This is a genomic window from Flammeovirga agarivorans, from assembly GCF_012641475.1.
Classification (GTDB): domain Bacteria; phylum Bacteroidota; class Bacteroidia; order Cytophagales; family Flammeovirgaceae; genus Flammeovirga; species Flammeovirga agarivorans.
Map to the genome: position 1 here is coordinate 410,109 of NZ_JABAIL010000001.1, position 16,303 is coordinate 426,411.

Annotated in this window: 15 protein-coding genes; 6 read left to right on the top strand and 9 right to left on the bottom strand. The window is 34.0% G+C overall.

Annotated features, from left to right (window positions below; genetic code table 11):
* Position 1: 1 nt before the first annotated feature.
* The 6 genes from HGP29_RS01715 to HGP29_RS01740 form a co-directional block, all read right to left on the bottom strand.
* A complete protein-coding gene (locus HGP29_RS01715; RefSeq protein WP_168880582.1) occupies positions 2 to 733 on the bottom strand; it encodes an MlaE family ABC transporter permease in 732 nt (243 codons plus the stop codon).
* Between the two features lie 135 nt (positions 734 to 868).
* Positions 869 to 1,846 (bottom strand): calcium/sodium antiporter, encoded by a 978-nt coding sequence (locus HGP29_RS01720; RefSeq protein WP_168880583.1) that lies wholly within the window; start codon positions 1,844 to 1,846, stop codon positions 869 to 871.
* A gap of 90 nt (positions 1,847 to 1,936) precedes the next feature.
* Positions 1,937 to 2,590, bottom strand: coding sequence for a uracil phosphoribosyltransferase (gene upp, locus HGP29_RS01725; RefSeq protein WP_168880584.1), 654 nt, complete (start codon positions 2,588 to 2,590; stop codon positions 1,937 to 1,939).
* Between the two features lie 410 nt (positions 2,591 to 3,000).
* Positions 3,001 to 3,252, bottom strand: coding sequence for a hypothetical protein (locus tag HGP29_RS01730; protein WP_168880585.1), 252 nt, complete (start codon positions 3,250 to 3,252; stop codon positions 3,001 to 3,003).
* 4 nt (positions 3,253 to 3,256) lie between these two features.
* Entirely contained in the window at positions 3,257 to 3,805 is a 549-nt protein-coding gene (locus HGP29_RS01735) for a TlpA family protein disulfide reductase (protein WP_168880586.1), read from the bottom strand.
* Between the two features lies 1 nt (position 3,806).
* Positions 3,807 to 5,954: a mechanosensitive ion channel family protein gene (locus tag HGP29_RS01740; RefSeq protein WP_211093171.1), complete on the bottom strand. Its 2,148-nt coding sequence runs from the start codon at positions 5,952 to 5,954 to the stop codon at positions 3,807 to 3,809.
* 15 nt (positions 5,955 to 5,969) lie between these two features.
* Here HGP29_RS01740 and HGP29_RS01745 point away from each other — a divergent pair, with 15 nt between their 5' ends.
* The 4 genes from HGP29_RS01745 (at position 5,970) to HGP29_RS01760 (ending at position 9,517) form a co-directional block, all read left to right on the top strand.
* Complete coding sequence (locus tag HGP29_RS01745) at positions 5,970 to 6,944, top strand: glycosyltransferase (protein WP_168880588.1); 975 nt, start codon at positions 5,970 to 5,972, stop codon at positions 6,942 to 6,944.
* A 26-nt stretch (positions 6,945 to 6,970) separates the two neighbouring features.
* Complete coding sequence (locus HGP29_RS01750) at positions 6,971 to 7,714, top strand: tetratricopeptide repeat protein (protein WP_168880589.1); 744 nt, start codon at positions 6,971 to 6,973, stop codon at positions 7,712 to 7,714.
* Positions 7,715 to 7,726: 12 nt separating this feature from the next.
* The gene (locus tag HGP29_RS01755) at positions 7,727 to 9,085 is read left to right on the top strand and encodes a sigma-54-dependent transcriptional regulator (RefSeq protein WP_168880590.1); all 1,359 of its coding nucleotides are present in this window, start codon (positions 7,727 to 7,729) and stop codon (positions 9,083 to 9,085) included.
* A gap of 87 nt (positions 9,086 to 9,172) precedes the next feature.
* Complete coding sequence (locus tag HGP29_RS01760; protein WP_168880591.1) at positions 9,173 to 9,517, top strand: Hpt domain-containing protein; 345 nt, start codon at positions 9,173 to 9,175, stop codon at positions 9,515 to 9,517.
* A 57-nt stretch (positions 9,518 to 9,574) separates the two neighbouring features.
* Here HGP29_RS01760 and HGP29_RS01765 read toward each other — a convergent pair whose 3' ends face one another.
* Both HGP29_RS01765 and HGP29_RS01770 read right to left on the bottom strand, forming a co-directional pair.
* On the bottom strand, positions 9,575 to 10,516 hold the full coding sequence (locus HGP29_RS01765) for a TM2 domain-containing protein (RefSeq protein ID WP_168880592.1): 942 nt from the start codon (positions 10,514 to 10,516) through the stop codon (positions 9,575 to 9,577).
* Positions 10,517 to 10,622: 106 nt separating this feature from the next.
* Complete coding sequence (locus HGP29_RS01770) at positions 10,623 to 12,194, bottom strand: hypothetical protein (protein WP_168880593.1); 1,572 nt, start codon at positions 12,192 to 12,194, stop codon at positions 10,623 to 10,625.
* 207 nt (positions 12,195 to 12,401) lie between these two features.
* On the opposite strand from HGP29_RS01770, the gene HGP29_RS01775 reads away from it, so the two are divergent.
* On the top strand, positions 12,402 to 13,556 hold the full coding sequence (locus HGP29_RS01775) for a 2-isopropylmalate synthase (RefSeq protein WP_168880594.1): 1,155 nt from the start codon (positions 12,402 to 12,404) through the stop codon (positions 13,554 to 13,556).
* Between the two features lie 554 nt (positions 13,557 to 14,110).
* Here the strand turns inward: HGP29_RS01775 and HGP29_RS01780 are convergent.
* The gene (locus HGP29_RS01780) at positions 14,111 to 14,860 is read right to left on the bottom strand and encodes a SpoIIAA family protein (protein ID WP_168880595.1); all 750 of its coding nucleotides are present in this window, start codon (positions 14,858 to 14,860) and stop codon (positions 14,111 to 14,113) included.
* Between the two features lie 145 nt (positions 14,861 to 15,005).
* On the opposite strand from HGP29_RS01780, the gene HGP29_RS01785 reads away from it, so the two are divergent.
* Positions 15,006 to 16,256 (top strand): flavin monoamine oxidase family protein, encoded by a 1,251-nt coding sequence (locus HGP29_RS01785; RefSeq protein WP_168880596.1) that lies wholly within the window; start codon positions 15,006 to 15,008, stop codon positions 16,254 to 16,256.
* The last annotated feature ends 47 nt before the right edge of the window (positions 16,257 to 16,303 follow it).

The window sequence follows — 16,303 nt, forward strand, 5'->3', positions numbered from 1 at the left end:
ATTATCCCAGTAAAGTATCTGCTAAAATAAAATCGGCAGCTAAAATAGCAATACAAGAAGAAGTAACAGCATCTGTACTTGCTTTACCTACTTCTAATGCTCCACCTTTAACATTGTAACCTTTGAATGCAGCAATTGAAGTTACTATAAAACCAAATACGAATGATTTGATGATAGAAAATGGTACTTCAAATGGCACAAACTCTAACTGTATACCATATATATAGTCTTCGACAGGAGATAAGTTGCCAAATAGAGTAGCAAGCCAGCCTCCCCAGATACCTAAGGCACCAGCACAAATACACAATAATGGTAGCATAATCATGCCTGCAGCAATTTTAGGTAGTACTAAATAGGAAGCAGAGTTGATACCCATTACTTCTAGGGCATCTATTTGCTCTGTAATACGCATTGTCCCAATTCCACCAGCAATTTGAGAACCTACTTTACCTGCAAATACGATGGCAGATAGAGTAGGAGCCATTTCTAGGATCATCATTTCCCTAGTGGCCAACCCAATGATATATTTTGGAAGAAGTGGACTCACAATGTTATAAGCCATTTGTAGAGCGATTACCGCACCTACGAATAGAGAAACAAATCCAATTAAGAACAGTGAATTAATACCGATATTGACACATTCTTGAAAAAATAGTCGGAGGTAGGTAGAAAAAGATTCCCTGTTTGTAAACATCCTTCCTAGAAAGATGAGGTATTCACCAAGCCTTCTCATTGTATGTATGATATAAAAAATCTTTTGAGTTCAATTTCAATCAGTATACAAATATAAAGAAGTTCGTCACTTTACATAGATATTTTAAAAATAGACAGGCTATTAGTAGAAATATTAAGTTTTTATTATCGCAGCTTAGAAGATATGATAGATATAGTAGCTATAGAGTAATAATAGTAGGACACCTTTGTAACGATATAGGCTGTGTTGGAAATACATAAGAGGAGTGGAAATAACTGCTATACTAATCATCCATAAAAAATCATATAATGAAATGTCGTTGACATGAATGGGAACAATTAGACTACTTGTACCTAAGACAAAAAGGATGTTGAGGATATTTGAGCCAATTAGGTTTCCAAAAGCTAAATCAGTTTCTCGCTTAAATGCGGCAACGATAGAGGTCACTAATTCCGGTAAGCTTGTGCCTAGTGCTAAAACAAAAATACCTACAGCTCTTTCACTCATACCTAATTGAGTAAGGCAAATAGATTTAGAGCCATTGATAAACCATTCTGCGCCAAATTTAAGTGAAATGATACCGGTTAGGATATACATGATGTCTTTGGTCCATAAAAGTACTTTGGGTTGTTCTCTCTCTTCTCTTTCATCTAATTGAAACTCTTCATCGGTTGTAGCCTGTAGATGTACATCATTTTTTGTTCTTTTCAATAAGAAGAAGATGTAGACAAAAAGTAATAGTAGAAAAACGATGCCTTCTATAGAACTAACTACACCATCACGAGAGAAAAGAAGGAAGGTTAGTGAGCAAACTATTACGGAGGGCCAATCAAATTTTAGTGCTGTTTTACTGACTTTAACTGGATAGATAATCGAAATACAACCTAATACCATGGCTAGGTTGCAGATATTGGACCCGACAACATTACCCAAGGCAAGATCAGCGTTGCCTTGTAATGCAGAATATAAACTAATAAAAAGTTCAGGAGATGATGTACCAAATGCCACTATTGTAAGCCCAACAATTATTGCAGGTACTTTACATCTAAGGGCAAAGCTAGTACTACCTTTTACTAAAAATTCACCTCCACCTATCAGAACGATGAGGCCTCCGATAAGTTCAAGTATGTTGATGATTAACTGGTTTTCCATAAAATGAAAAAAGAGCGTATAGATAGTTAACTTTTTAACGCTATACACTCTTTCTTTATTATATGATAAGTCTTATAATCACTGACTTAATTAAATCTTTTCTCCAAAGCATAAATCACCTGCATCTCCTAAGCCAGGAATAATGTAGGATTTACTGTTTAACTCAGGATCTATTGCACCAAGCCATAATGTACTAGGAACATTGATATTTTCTAAAATATAATCAACACCCGGTTGGCTAGCAATGGCAGCCATAATGTGTACATGCTTTGGTGTACCATTTTTCAATAAACCTTCAAGAGCTAATAAAAGAGATTTACCTGTTGCAAGCATAGGGTCAGCTAAGATCACTAGTTTACCATCTAAGTTTCCAGAAGCAACATACTCCATATTGATTTCTACATCACTACCAGGAGTGTTTGAACGATAAGAGGCAATGAAACCACTGTCTGCATGATCAAAGACGTTCAGCACTCCTTGGTACATTGGTAAACCCGCTCTTAGAATAGTTGTTACCACTAATTCATCCGCAATAGTTCTAGAATGATCTACACCTAGTGGAGTAGTTACATCAATATCTTTATATTCTAGTGTTTTACTGATTTCATAACTAAGCAGTTCACCAACTCTTTCAAGATTTCTTCTGAACCTAGCTCTATCAGTTTGTACGTTTATATCTCTTAGTTCATTAATGTAGTTGGAGCCTACATTAGCTTCTTGGTTTAAAATAAATGTTTTTGACATCTTACTAATTAAAATATGATTTCATTTTCACCTCTGTCGAAAGCTAACAAACTTTTAATTTAGATGTTACTTTAGAACGTTAAAGGTTTTCAATTTCGATGATTTATTAAATTGATTATTAAAATACTGATTTCTGTAGTGTATTTTAAAGTAGGAGAGGCTATAAAATAAAAAAAGCAAACATCAAGAGATATTTGCCTTTTCCAACCAATTCAATTATTTAAACTTTATCTTTACGCTAAGAGTAAATACTCTCGCGGTTTATATCATGTTATGCCATCGTTTATGCCAATTTTAACCCAAACAATGTAACTAACTGATAAATAACGATTTAAATATTTTATTGATTTTTGGAGTGTGTTCGAATATGTACATAAAAACTAGGTAGTGTACGAATTACGTTCAAAATCTTACTCTAAATGCTTTTGTTTCGAAGATTCTCCACTATCTAAAGTCCTTTTAATGTCCCAGTCGGGTTCAGTGACAATAGTTTCTATATTTTCAATACGATTTCTCAGTCTTTCATTCTCTTTTTTAAGACTTTCCAGCTCCTGAGACATCTGTTTCGTAAATTTATTATTGTATTTTTTACCTCTTGTAACGATTGCGACGATTACTGCTGGCATTGCTATTGCCATCAGTGGAATTAATAACGGATCCATACTTTTATTTATATTTCATTGATTTTGCACCAGTTAAGAGCTTTTTTATCCCTTTATTTTCTTTAGGACTAGGTAACTCTAAGCCTAATGTTTCCCCTCTTTTTGTAAAAACATAGTAAGAAGGAATATTATCTTGATTGAAGTGTTCGGAAACGAAACACTTTTCACATTTCGGTGATGTGTTCGGTAACTTATAGGTGTATCTGATGGTTTGTTCTGGTCTCACTCCATTTTCATTGATGAAACTTTCCCAATTATTTAATACATCAGCGACAACAAATAGGAAAGTCACATCCTTTCCCATAAATTCTTTTTGTAAATTTTTTATTTCATCAAAATCATCGAAAAAATCCTGACTCCAAGAAGCAGCAAAAATAACGAACAGTACTTTTCCTCTGAAATCGAGCATTTCTACATGCTTCCCTTCTTTGTTGATGAGATAAAAATCAGCCTTCTTTGAATACTCTTTAATTTCATTCTCCTGAGCATGACAAAATTCAAAAGAGAGCAAGACCAATAGTGTTGAGACAATAATAGATCGAGATAACTTCATATTACATAAAACCGAAAGGCTTATTTCCAGATGTTTTTTGTGAAGCAGAGTTTAACGATGCTCCTTTATCGTCCATAAACATTAAATCCATACCATTTGGCGGTATAGCAAATTCTATATCTAGATCTCTTGCTGTTTTGATGATACTTCTAATCACTTCGTGTCTAAAGTGTAATTCGTCACCCCATGTTGGTGCTTCGAAGAAGATATAGAATAGGATATCGTAAGAGTATAAACCAATATTGTTCAGGTTAACCACATAGAAATCTTTTCTTGTATGTGGATGTTTTCTGATCATTTCTTTTAATCTATCTACAAACTCATCGATTTGATCTGGCTTGGTATCGTAGCTGATTCTTAAATACGTTTTATATCTTCTGAATACACGCATACCCATATTATCAATAGTGAAATCGGCCATTCTACTATTAGGAATAGAAACCACAGAGTTTTCAAATGTTCTGATACGCGTAGATCTTAACCCAATTTGTTCTATAGAACCACTCACTCCATCAGCTTTTACCCAATCGCCAATAACAAAAGGACGATCCATGAAAATCATGATTGAGCCAAATAAGTTCTTGATCGTATCTTGGGCAGCTAAGGCTACAGCAACACCACCAATAGATAAACCTGTCAGTAATCCTGAGATTTCATATCCCATGGCACTTACTGTAAATACGATACCTATTAAAATGATGACCATCTTGGCAGTCATTCCAAAGAATGGAGCGAAACCTCTTTGTATCTGATCTTCATTTTCGTTTGCTTTTCTTAGCCAGAAAGCAACCCAAAGGTCAATAAGATTATAGAAGAATCGGACAACCTGGAATATACTATAGACTTTCAGTACAATAATTAAGAATTGTAATTCCTGAATGGAAAGCTCCAAACTTGGAGAGATCAATTTGTACCAATAGCATATAATAATAAGGATACCCGAGCTAAACATATTACGGATATACCGTCTCTCCTCTCTGGATTGGGAGACATACCCTAAGAATAGCATAATGATTCTAGAGACAAGAATAGCGGCTAGCCAAGCCCCCAAAAACATGACAGATAAACTAGTGACTTGCCAAAATTCGAGGCCGAATAATTCATTTCTTGCATAGTTGCCCAATGGCTTTCTAAGGATACTTCCTACAGTTTCTAATCCATCTGTACCAATAGGAAATACTTGCCTGTGTTTGTTCTCAATAAGCTGAATACTTGCCTCAGAGAACATCCATTTATCATTGTATTTTTCTAGATAGAAATCAGGTAATTGTCTATCAAGGACATAAATTTCTTTATTATGACGCGTAGTATCACGGTAATCGGCTTCTTCAGGAATGTCTTCAATTTCAATCCATAATCCAAGACCATCATAAATTTGCTTTAACTTCATCGATAGAGTAATTCTATCTTCTAAAGAAAGCTGCTTTAATGATTCAAGGGTTTTAGCGGCCAATTCAGGATGGTAATTATCATCTTGTTGAAAAACGAAGAAAGTAGTAACCGTTGCCTTAGGATTGCTAAGGTCAACTTTTGCCAATGGAGGTTTAACAATTGGTTTTTCTTCTACCGAGGGTTTTGTAGTGGGTTTGTTCTTGATGATCGGTTTTCCTGTAGAATCTTTCTCTACAACCTGTGTAGAATCTTTAGAATTCTCTTCTTCCGTATTTTCCTTCTTTGGTCTTTTTGGAGGCAATGCGGCAGGGTAATACCTTCTAAATACAGTATTGATTTCTCGAACAGATTTTGCTGAATACACCCAATTTGCATCTTCTCTGATCAAATAAATTTCAGGAATATCTTCAAATACAGTATAGATATAATCACCATCTTCATTGCGGTAATTTCTACGATTTGAAATTTCATCTAAGTCTAATCCACCATGTTTGTCATATATTTGTTTCAGTTTGATGGCTAGACCAATCTTTTGTTCAGTAGAATAATCGTCTCCACCTAATGTTTTGGCAGCAACTTCAGGATTATAAGCTCCAGAAGAAGGACTTAAAAAACCGATATGTGAAACAATTGTTTTATACGGTGATCTTGTACTAAATTTTAGATTAGAAAATTGAGCATAAGAAGTGGTACAAGCAAAAAGAAAAATAATGCTTAAAAGTACCGGTAACTTATTTTTACTATTTGAGTGCTTCAAAAAAATCATATATATATGACAAATACTCCTTTAGTGACAGTAATTTGTTTGAGTTATAATCAAGAAAAATTTGTTGAAAAGACGCTTTTGTCTATTAAACAACAAAACTATTCTAATATAGAAATAATTATTGTAGATGATGCAAGTAATGATGATTCTGTGAATGTAATCTTATCAACATTACAAAAATACGATATTACTGCAACATTCATTCAGCTAGAAGAAAACAAAGGAAATTGTAAGGCCTTTAACAAAGCATTATCTCTGTCCAAAGGAGAATATATAATTGACTTGGCTGCAGACGATATTCTTTTACCCAATAGAATTAAAGATGATGTAGGTAAGTTTCAACAATGCTCAGACGAGTTTGCTGCTGTTTTTTCTGATATATCTACTATTGATGAAAATGATAAGCTATTAGCACCTTCCTATTTTAAAAGAGATACGCAAGGAGCATTGTTATTAGATGTTATTGAAGGAGATGTATATGAGAGAGTATTGAGTAATCCGCCTTTATTCTCTGCTCCAACAATTACTTTTAAAGCCAAATATCTCTTAGAGATGGGAGGATATGATGAAACGCTGGCATATGAAGATTTTGATATTTGGATTCGCTTGGCAAGGAAGTATAAGTTTGCATTCTACGATGAGATAAATACTCAAAAAAGAGAAGTGAGATACTCTTTAGGTAAACAGTTTTACAAAAAAAGAGGAAACCAACTATTAAGGTCAACCTTAAGAATATGTCTCAAAGCAAAAGATCTGAATAGGAACAGAAAAGAGGATTTATCATTGGCTAATTCTGTCCGTTATCATGCCCAATTAGCCTTTTTTACAGAAAACTATATCACAGCAAAAGCATTTTATTCTCTACTCTTTCAGTTGGTTTCTCCTTCGTTAAGAGATAGATGTTTGTTGATCTTTTTAAAAAATAAGGTGTCTCTAAGTAAGGTTTATAGTATCTTTTTATCAAAAAGAGGTAAGTCCTAAAATATTTTTTATTGTATTTTTGCATTATGAAGACCAAACAAATAAACTTATTTTTTATTTCCTTATTTTTAATCTTATCCGCTTGTGGACCATCATCGGAAGATTTAACCAATCAAGGGAAAAAGAAACTCTCCGAGAATAAATACAAAGAAGCAATTAGCTTATTTGATGCCGCTATTAAAAGTAACGTACAAAATATGGATGCCTACAATGCAAGAGGTTACGCCCATATGTCGTTAGAGGAATATAGCAAAGCACAAGATGACTTTACTGAAGCCATCAATATTTACATGAACACAGAAGAAGATGTACCGAATGCCTACAGATTCTACTACAATAGAGGAAATGTAAAACGTTTTCTTAGAGATCATGAAGGTGCAATTGTTGATTATACTCAGGCAATTCAATTGGATAATTCGATTTCAGATATTTATTTGAATAGAGGTTTAGAAAATGCTGAAATAAATGGTGTAGAAGCAGCCTTAAATGATTTTGATAAAGCGATTGCTCTATCACAAAGTTCAGATAAAAGGATATATTTACATAAAGCGAGAGTGTTGATTGCTGATCAACAATTTGAACAAGCTTTAAATGTTATTGGTAAAGCCATTGCTATTGATAAAGAATACGGAGAAGCATACTATTACAAAGCACTAGCCATGAGTGCCTTACGAGGTGAGGCGGATGATGAAGTGTGTAATACTTTAGCTACTGCGGAAGCTTTCGGTTATTCCCTAGCCGCAGCTGAAATTCAAAAACACTGTAAATAATTATTTGCTTGTATGAGCAACTTTGAAAGTTTTAAAATATTTGCCCTGGAGGATAATGCTGTCTTCTCTAAAATGTTACACTACATTTTGTCTATGGATGACGAACATGAGGTAGTAATGTTTAAAGAAGGAAAAGACCTTCTGAATGCTTTAGATCAAAAGCCTTCTGTAATTACTATTGATTATACTTTACCTGATATGACAGGTGAGGAAGTGATTCAAAAGGTGACTTCTAGGCTTCCGGGAGTGCCAGTAATTGTGATTTCAGGGCAAACAGATGTCAAAACTGCAATTAAACTTTTTAAGTACGGCGCATACGACTATATCACAAAAGAAGAAGATATTCGAGAGCGACTCCTCAATGCTTTAAATAAAATAAAAACGAAGCAATCCTTAGAAGAGGAGGTACAACACCTTAGAGAAGAATTATCACACAAGTACGAATTTGATAAATCGATTATTGGTAATAGTAATGCCATGAAAAAGGTTTTTCAGATGTTACATAAAACAGTGGATAATAATATTACTGTATCGATCACAGGAGAAACAGGTACAGGTAAAGAAGTTGTTGCCAAAGCGATTCACTACAATTCTACTCGAGCAAAAAAGCCATTTGTTGCTGTGAACATTGCTGCAATTCCAACTCCTTTGTTAGAGAGTGAGCTCTTTGGACATGAGAAAGGTGCTTTTACAGGAGCAATTGCAAAACGAGTAGGAAAGTTTGAAGAAGCGAATGGAGGTACTATTTTCCTTGATGAAATTGGAGAAATGGATATCAGCCTTCAAGCAAAACTATTGAGGGTAATCCAAGAAAGAGAGGTTGTGAGAATTGGTGGCAGTAATGTGATAAAGCTGGATGTAAGAATTATCACAGCGACCCATAGAGACTTGTCTAAAGAAATGAAAGCTAATCGCTTCAGAGAGGATTTATACTACCGTCTACTTGGTGTTCCAGTATATCTACCGCCATTAAGAGAAAGAGGTAATGATGTCATCTTGTTAGCCAAACACCTTTTACAAGAATTCTGTAATAGTAATGGAATGAATGCCATTTCATTATCAGCAGAAGCAAAACAATTGTTGATCGATTATCACTACCCTGGAAATATTAGAGAATTAAAAGCAATTATTGAATTAGCGGCAGTGATGTGTTCGGAAAATGAAATAAAAGCAGAAGATTTTCAGTTTTCAGGTTCGTCGGATGTTGAAGCCATTATGTCTAAAGAAATGACACTAAAGGAATATAATATTGAAATCATTCAAAGATTTATGAAACGATATGATGATAATGTGGCAAATGTGGCAAAAAAATTGGACATTGGTAAAGTAACCATCTACCGTTATCTAAAAGAGATGGAAACAAATAATTGATAAACTCAAGTTGAAGAACTTGATAAGTTAACTACAAATTATTTTTATACTACTTACATTTTACATTTAGTTTAGTGTGATTTTCAAATGGAAAAGACAAGAATAGATTTAAGTTATCTTGAAACTTTCGCAGGAGGCGATAATGCATTAATCTCCGAGATGATGGAGAGATTCATTATTGACGCACCTGTACAACTTTCTGAAATCAATACTGCTATCAACAACAACGACTGGAAAAATGCTTATAAGAGTTTACATAGTTTTAAATCTTCAGTAAACTTTATCGCCATCCAACCGATCAAAGATCTGGTTCTCTCTATGGAAAAAATGGCCAAAGAAGAGCATGATACTCATTTGTTGAGTGATCAATTCGCTTTATTGCAAACAGAATGTAACTTTTTGATTGATGAGATTAAAATCAATCTGTTATAGACTTCAAAAAACATTAATTAAAAAAACGGCTTCCTTTCAACAAGGAAGCCGTTTTTGTTATGCTTCAGCACCAGGTAGAATATCAACAAAGTGATGTTCGTCGGTATACTTTCCATAAAATGCAGAAAGTGTGCGTGGCGATATTTCTTCAATAGTTAAAACCACATCTCTTTCTTCATTAAGGTACAGCCAATTTTGTCTTCTAAATCCTTCTGTTACATCTCTCTGATCTGTTACATCAAAGATGTACCCTTTGTCACTTTCTTCTCTATAGAAACGATGACCTTTGAAATATAAAATATTTGGAGGGACCTGATGTGCTCTAACTTTTTCTTCTAATTCAGGATCAATTTGGAAGATATTGACTTTTTTAGAGAAAAAGATTTTTTTGAAAGATGAGCCATGCTTGAATTCAAAATAAGCTTCTTCAATTCCTGCATGAGCTTTGAAAATACGATAGGATTCTCCTTTATTATTATCAAACTGGTCCTCTGCTAGCACTTGCCATGTTTGTCCATTATAGTCAAATAAGAAGCCTTTCTTAAGATGATCTAATGTGATAAAAGTAGGATCGAAGCTCGGTAAGTCTAATGCTTCAGGCTGACGGATAAGGTCACTAGAGTACGCATTATTATTTCTAGCAGATCGCTGTGCATACTTGTATTTATGAGCAATCATTCTAAATGTTTCTCTAGCTACGCCTCTATTGAATTCTCGTACTTCTTCAGGTATGGTGATTAACATGATTAACCACCAAATTCCAAGACCTCCGAAAGTAATCCAGAACAAAAACTGTTGTAACCATTTTCCTACGTACCCTAATGAAAAGGGAATAGGAGAGAATATATGAATAATGTACATCAGCAGAGTAGACCTATTGCTGGAGTTCATTTCTTCCATAAATTCATATTGGGCTTGTTCTGGTAATTGTGCAAGATCCTTAGCCATATCGTAGGGTAAGTATCTAGCGTAATCTTGTGGTATTATTAAATTTGACATCTAGTATAATTATTTATGATAGTTATGGCGTTGGTCGCCGATTTAGTTAATGTATGTAATTATTTTCAACGATAAAGAGTTAGTTGGGTTTCGAAAATAGGTGATTTTATTCTGGATATTCATCACCTATTTTTAAACGGGCTTTCTCCTGAATGACATCTTGCACCGTACGCTTCTCAATTTTACCTTCTAACCAAGAAATAATATCAAAATACATAAATGGATATTTCTCAAAACGATCGCCTTCTAGTGGTAATAAAACTTCTTTTAATTGAATAAAAGCTTCCATTAGTTCTTGATCATTCATGTTTCTTGAAAGTTTTTTCAAGAATGCCATAATGTACTTCTGAAATTTGAAAAGATTGTCCTTTCTCAACATGAAGCGGTAAGTTGACTTTACATAATAGTCTACCAAGTCTGTATTACCCATTTCATAATGACTAATAAGGTTGACAATTCTTGCAAAAACATGGACGTCTTCTCTTACATCCATTTCTAACGCATCAGAATTAATAATTCTATTTAGCCATCTTGATGAAAGTCTAAAATCACTGGCGCCGAAATAAAGACAAGCAATTTTATAATAGAGAATAAGTCTCGAGTGCTTATTCAGTTTTGTGATAAAGAACTCAATATTACTCAATAATGCGTTTAACCTTTGAATACCGCCAGTAAAATCACCCAACATAAACAATCTATTGAACTCATGTATGTATGAGTATTTTAATAGTTTCATTTTAATGTTTTCACTCAGTTCAACTTTTTTCATTGTTCTTATTTTTCTAAACAATGATTTAGTATTCACAAAGTCTTTATACTGATTATTCTTGTATTGCCCATTCAACACGTTATTGATGGACGCAATATATAAGTCCAATTTGGCAGGGATGATGTCTTGATTATTATGGAATATATTCAGAGCCTTTTCAGCATATTCTAAACCTGTATTGACATCATTAGTAAAATAATAAAAACCAACATATAAATCGTAAAGACTAAGTTTTTCATTGATCGAAAGTTTGTCCTCATCGATATTGAATATATCACCTTTAACTAAACTCATGGCTTTGTTTAAGTCTTTCTGACTTTTGACATAACCCGTTTTTAGGTAGAAAGCATTAAGTGTTGCGGATATATTTGTAAATCGGTTGATAGTATTGATTCGGTCATTAGCGTCCTGTACTTCTTGGATCAACTTATTTACTCTACGTTGGTTGTGTTTATCCAAAGTATGAGACAGTAAACTCTTTTCCCATCGAAGAATTTCAAGAAGTAACTCTAAATGATCACTCTTTTGTGCTTTCTTTTTACACTTTCGTAGAGTATCAGCGCACTGATCGTATAATCCTCGATTATATAAAAGCTCGACATGATCAATCATTTCTCTAATCTCAGCATCTTCCATTTTTGTTAAATGAAATTGCCTTAAAGACTGAAGAATACGCTTGTATAAGTGAGCTTTGAGATTGGAGAATTGTGATGGTTTTAGCTCAGGTGTAGACGCTAGCAAAGCATCCTCATCGAAGACTTCTTGCTTATCGATAAGGTCAAACAAAAGCATAAACTTTTTGTTCGTATTAGTATTGGTTTCATTCGAGACCAGTTTAAAATAACGTTTCTCACTGCGAGACATCGACTTGATAAGCTGATATAAGTGATTTGATCTTTCTTTAGGCATCGTAATTATTCAATCCTTTTGTAATGCAATACTATCCATCAAAATTACATTTTATGAGGGATAAAAGTAAATTAAACATCGTAAAATGTATCTTTTTTAGTTTTTGATGCTTTTCATCACCATTTACATTTGAAATTACATTGCTTCTGCAATGAATGGTTTATTTCTAAATGATAATAAAACAAACACCTAAAAGTGTTTAAGCCTATGAACGATAAAGTTTTTATTTTCGACACGACATTACGAGATGGAGAGCAGGTACCAGGTTGCCGTTTGAATACTGAAGAGAAGTTAGTAATAGCTCGTGCACTCGAAGGTCTAGGCGTTGATATTATCGAAGCAGGTTTCCCAATTTCAAGTCCTGGTGACTTCGAAGCGGTAAATCGTATTGCTTCTGAAATACGAAATACAACTGTTTGCGGATTGACAAGAGCAGTTAAAAAAGACATTGAGGTGGCAGCTGAGGCTCTTAAGCCTGCAGCAAGACCTAGAATTCATACAGGTATTGGTACTTCTGACCAACATATTTTTACAAAACTAAGACTAGACAGAGATAGAGTCATTGAAAGAGGGGTTGAAGCTGTTAAGTTGGCAAAAACATTTGTAGAAGATGTCGAGTTCTATGCAGAAGATGCAGGTAGAACAGATAACGAATACTTGGCTCGAGTCATTGAGGCTGTAATTGCAGCCGGAGCTACAGTTGTGAATATTCCTGATACAACAGGATATTGTATTCCAGAAGAATATGGTGCGAAGATCAAATTCTTGAAAGAGAATGTGAAAAATATCGACAAAGCCATTATTTCGACTCACTGTCATAATGACCTTGGTATGGCTACAGCAAATTCATTATCAGGCGTAAGCAATGGTGCTCGTCAGATTGAATGTACTGTGAATGGTATTGGAGAAAGAGCCGGTAACACTTCTATGGAAGAAGTTGTTATGGCGATGAGAAAACATAATATGTTGAACTTCGATACAGCTATACATACTCAAAAAATTTACGAAATCAGCCGTTTGGTTTCTGATACAATGCGTATGCCTGTGCAACCTAACAAAGCAATTGTTGGTGACAATGCATTCTCACATTCATCAGGAATTCACCAAGACGGTGTGATCAAGAGCAGAGACAATTATGAAATCATCGACCCTGCTGAGGTAGGAGTTTCGGAATCATCAATTGTTTTAACTGCAAGAAGTGGTAGAGCTGCTTTATTCTATCGTATCCAAAAATTGGGGCACACATTAAGCCACGAAGCGTTAGAAGAAGCTTATCAAGAATTCTTGAAAATGGCAGATCGCCTTCAAACTGTTGAAGACGAACACCTTCAAGAGCTACTTCAAGCTGTGAAAGTTGCATAACAACTTCACAATGCCTACATTAGAATTTATGTTTATATGTGTTTATATATGGTTTAAAACCATTTATGGTTAGTATGTGGTAAGTGCGGCTTCCAGTTGGAGGCCGTTCTTTTTTTGTCTATACTTTTTTACCCCTTATTCCCTTCCTCAAAATCAATCAATTATCTCATTTTAATCTCGGTGTTTGCTTTGTTCTGAAAACCTGCGTTTTCGCAGGTCATTTTATGGTGTAAAAAATTGATGTCTTGTGTATTATACCATAAGTATTGCCTAATAAACCCTCTACATTTGTAATGTACAATAAAGAAAAACAAAGTAAATTTTCATTTCATATCATAGGACAAATAAACATGTACTCAAAGACTATTAATGTTGTAAGAATAGTTTTCACACACACTAACCAAATCACAGTCTAGTTACAGACTTAGTATAACGTGTTGTAAAATACCAATTCAATTATTAATCATTCATTGAAAATTGTTCCAACATAAGTATTACCAAAAAAAATGACATCCGCTTAGATTAGGCGGATGTCATTATTATTTATATCTATATTATTTTAAGTTTAACCAAGTCCTAGCTCTATCAGCATCTTCCAAAACGAAGTATTCAATATTCACACCTGGTGTGATGATATCACTAATTCTAGTAAGTAGGTCACTCCATTGGTTACTTTGACCTACAAAGGCTATTTTATTGATCTTAGAGTAGTGTTTTAGACCATTCTTAAGATCATTCCATAATGCAGAAATATTAGAGTACCCTTTAAAGTTGTCGAACTGTAAGTAAAGGTTTATCTCAGATTTTGTATCTGCTTGATTGGAAAAATCTTGATCGATCATATAAACTTCTTGAGGGTTTATTTTACCTGAGAGCTTGTAAGCCAAGAAGTTATCATTACTGTCTGTGGCTAACTTTTTAATCGCAGGAGAGTACACTTCATCATCTTGTAATAACCAAACTAATGCCTGATCTCTCTCCGATATATTGAAGCATTTTATAGGGAATTCAGACATCATAAAGTCTGCAAAGGAGGATACACCTTGAAGCCATTCTATGTCAGAAACTATGGCAAATTTTTCAATATGTTTTTTCGCAGCAAACTTTTCCTTAATTATCATGAAAAAATCTTTGTAATGTTCTAATCCTCCGATCTTTGTGTATTCAGCAAGGACCCTAACTTTTCCATTTTTAGCTTTTTCTTCTACAGCATCAACAAAGCTTTCAAAACCTTTCGTATCAATTTCTCCATTTAATGTAATGCCGACAACTTGTGCTCCAAGTGAGTTATTTATGTGTATCATTTTTAATGTATTGTTTTTAAAGTGTAATCTATTTTTACTTATTATTCGTATACGGTATTTACAGTCATTATGGCTATAAAAAATCATTTTTTTATCATCAAGATTTTGGTATTTTCAACAGAGAATTATTAACCATACTGTAAATATGAATATCGCAATAATTGGAGGAGGAATTTCCGGGTTGTATACCGCGAGTATTTTAAAAGAACTAAACTATAATATAACTGTTTATGAAGCTTCAGACCGATTGGGAGGAAGAATTTATACTCATTCAAGAATAAAGAAAAAGTTTGTAGAATTAGGAGCGGCTGAAATTCATGGAATGAAGTCGGTGAATTATGAAATGCTCGACCACCTAGAACATAAAATTGAACCTATTGTTGGTAACGAATATGTTTGGTTTGAAAATAAACTTCATGATGTTGAAAAGAAAGAAGACTTTCCTGAAAGCGTCAATGGATTGTTTGCTTACTTTGGTAATATCAGTAACGAGACTTATGAAGGATCAGTGATGGCTTCTTTAAAGGAGAAGTCCTTGTACTCTTCTAAATTAAGGTACATCGTTGATGGAATTACTAGTGAATATTCTGCTTCTGCTGAAAAATTGTATGCAAAATCTTTGGGAGAGGAAGAATGGAGATGGTCATCAGGATTCAGAAATTTCTTTTCTTATGGAAGGTACAGTGATGCTATCGATTTTTTCAAAGATAAATTAGAAAACGAAATTCAGTTAAATACATCTATTGTTGATATTAATTATGCCGATGATGGTGTAACTCTTTTGACAAGAGGTGGAGAATCGCATCATTTCGATAAAGTGATTGTTAGTACTTCTTTGGGTGTATTAAAAAAGGAGAAAATTAATTTCACACCACCAATGCCAGATGAAAAAAGAATTGCAATTCAGAAATTAGGCTTTGGTAAAGGACGTAAATTATTTATTGAGTTTGATAAACCTTTCTGGGAAGAAGATACAACAGAAATTTTAGGAGGGAAAAAATGTCCTATTTATTTAATACGACCAGCTCAACCTAATTGTATTTGTGCTTATATCATGGCAGATGCAGCCAAAGAGTTTAATCAACTAAGTGATGAAGATGTCGCAGAAATCCTTATTAATGAGTTGGATGAGATGTTTCCTGATCTAAATGTTCAAGCCTTATATTCGAATCACTACGGTAAAGATTGGACGTCAGACCCTTATTTTCATGGTACATATTCTTATTCTCGTAAGGATTCTATTATTCATAGAGAGACACTGAAACAGCCAATAGAAGATAAAGTATTTTTTATTGGAGAGGCCTGCAATACCAGTGGTCATTCTGCGACTGTGCATGGAGCTATGGAAACTGGAGAGGAAGTGGTTAGAAAGTATTTTGATTCTAAAGTAGTATAGTTTTTGTATTAAGTAGTGGAAACAAAACTTTAATCACGAGAATATTA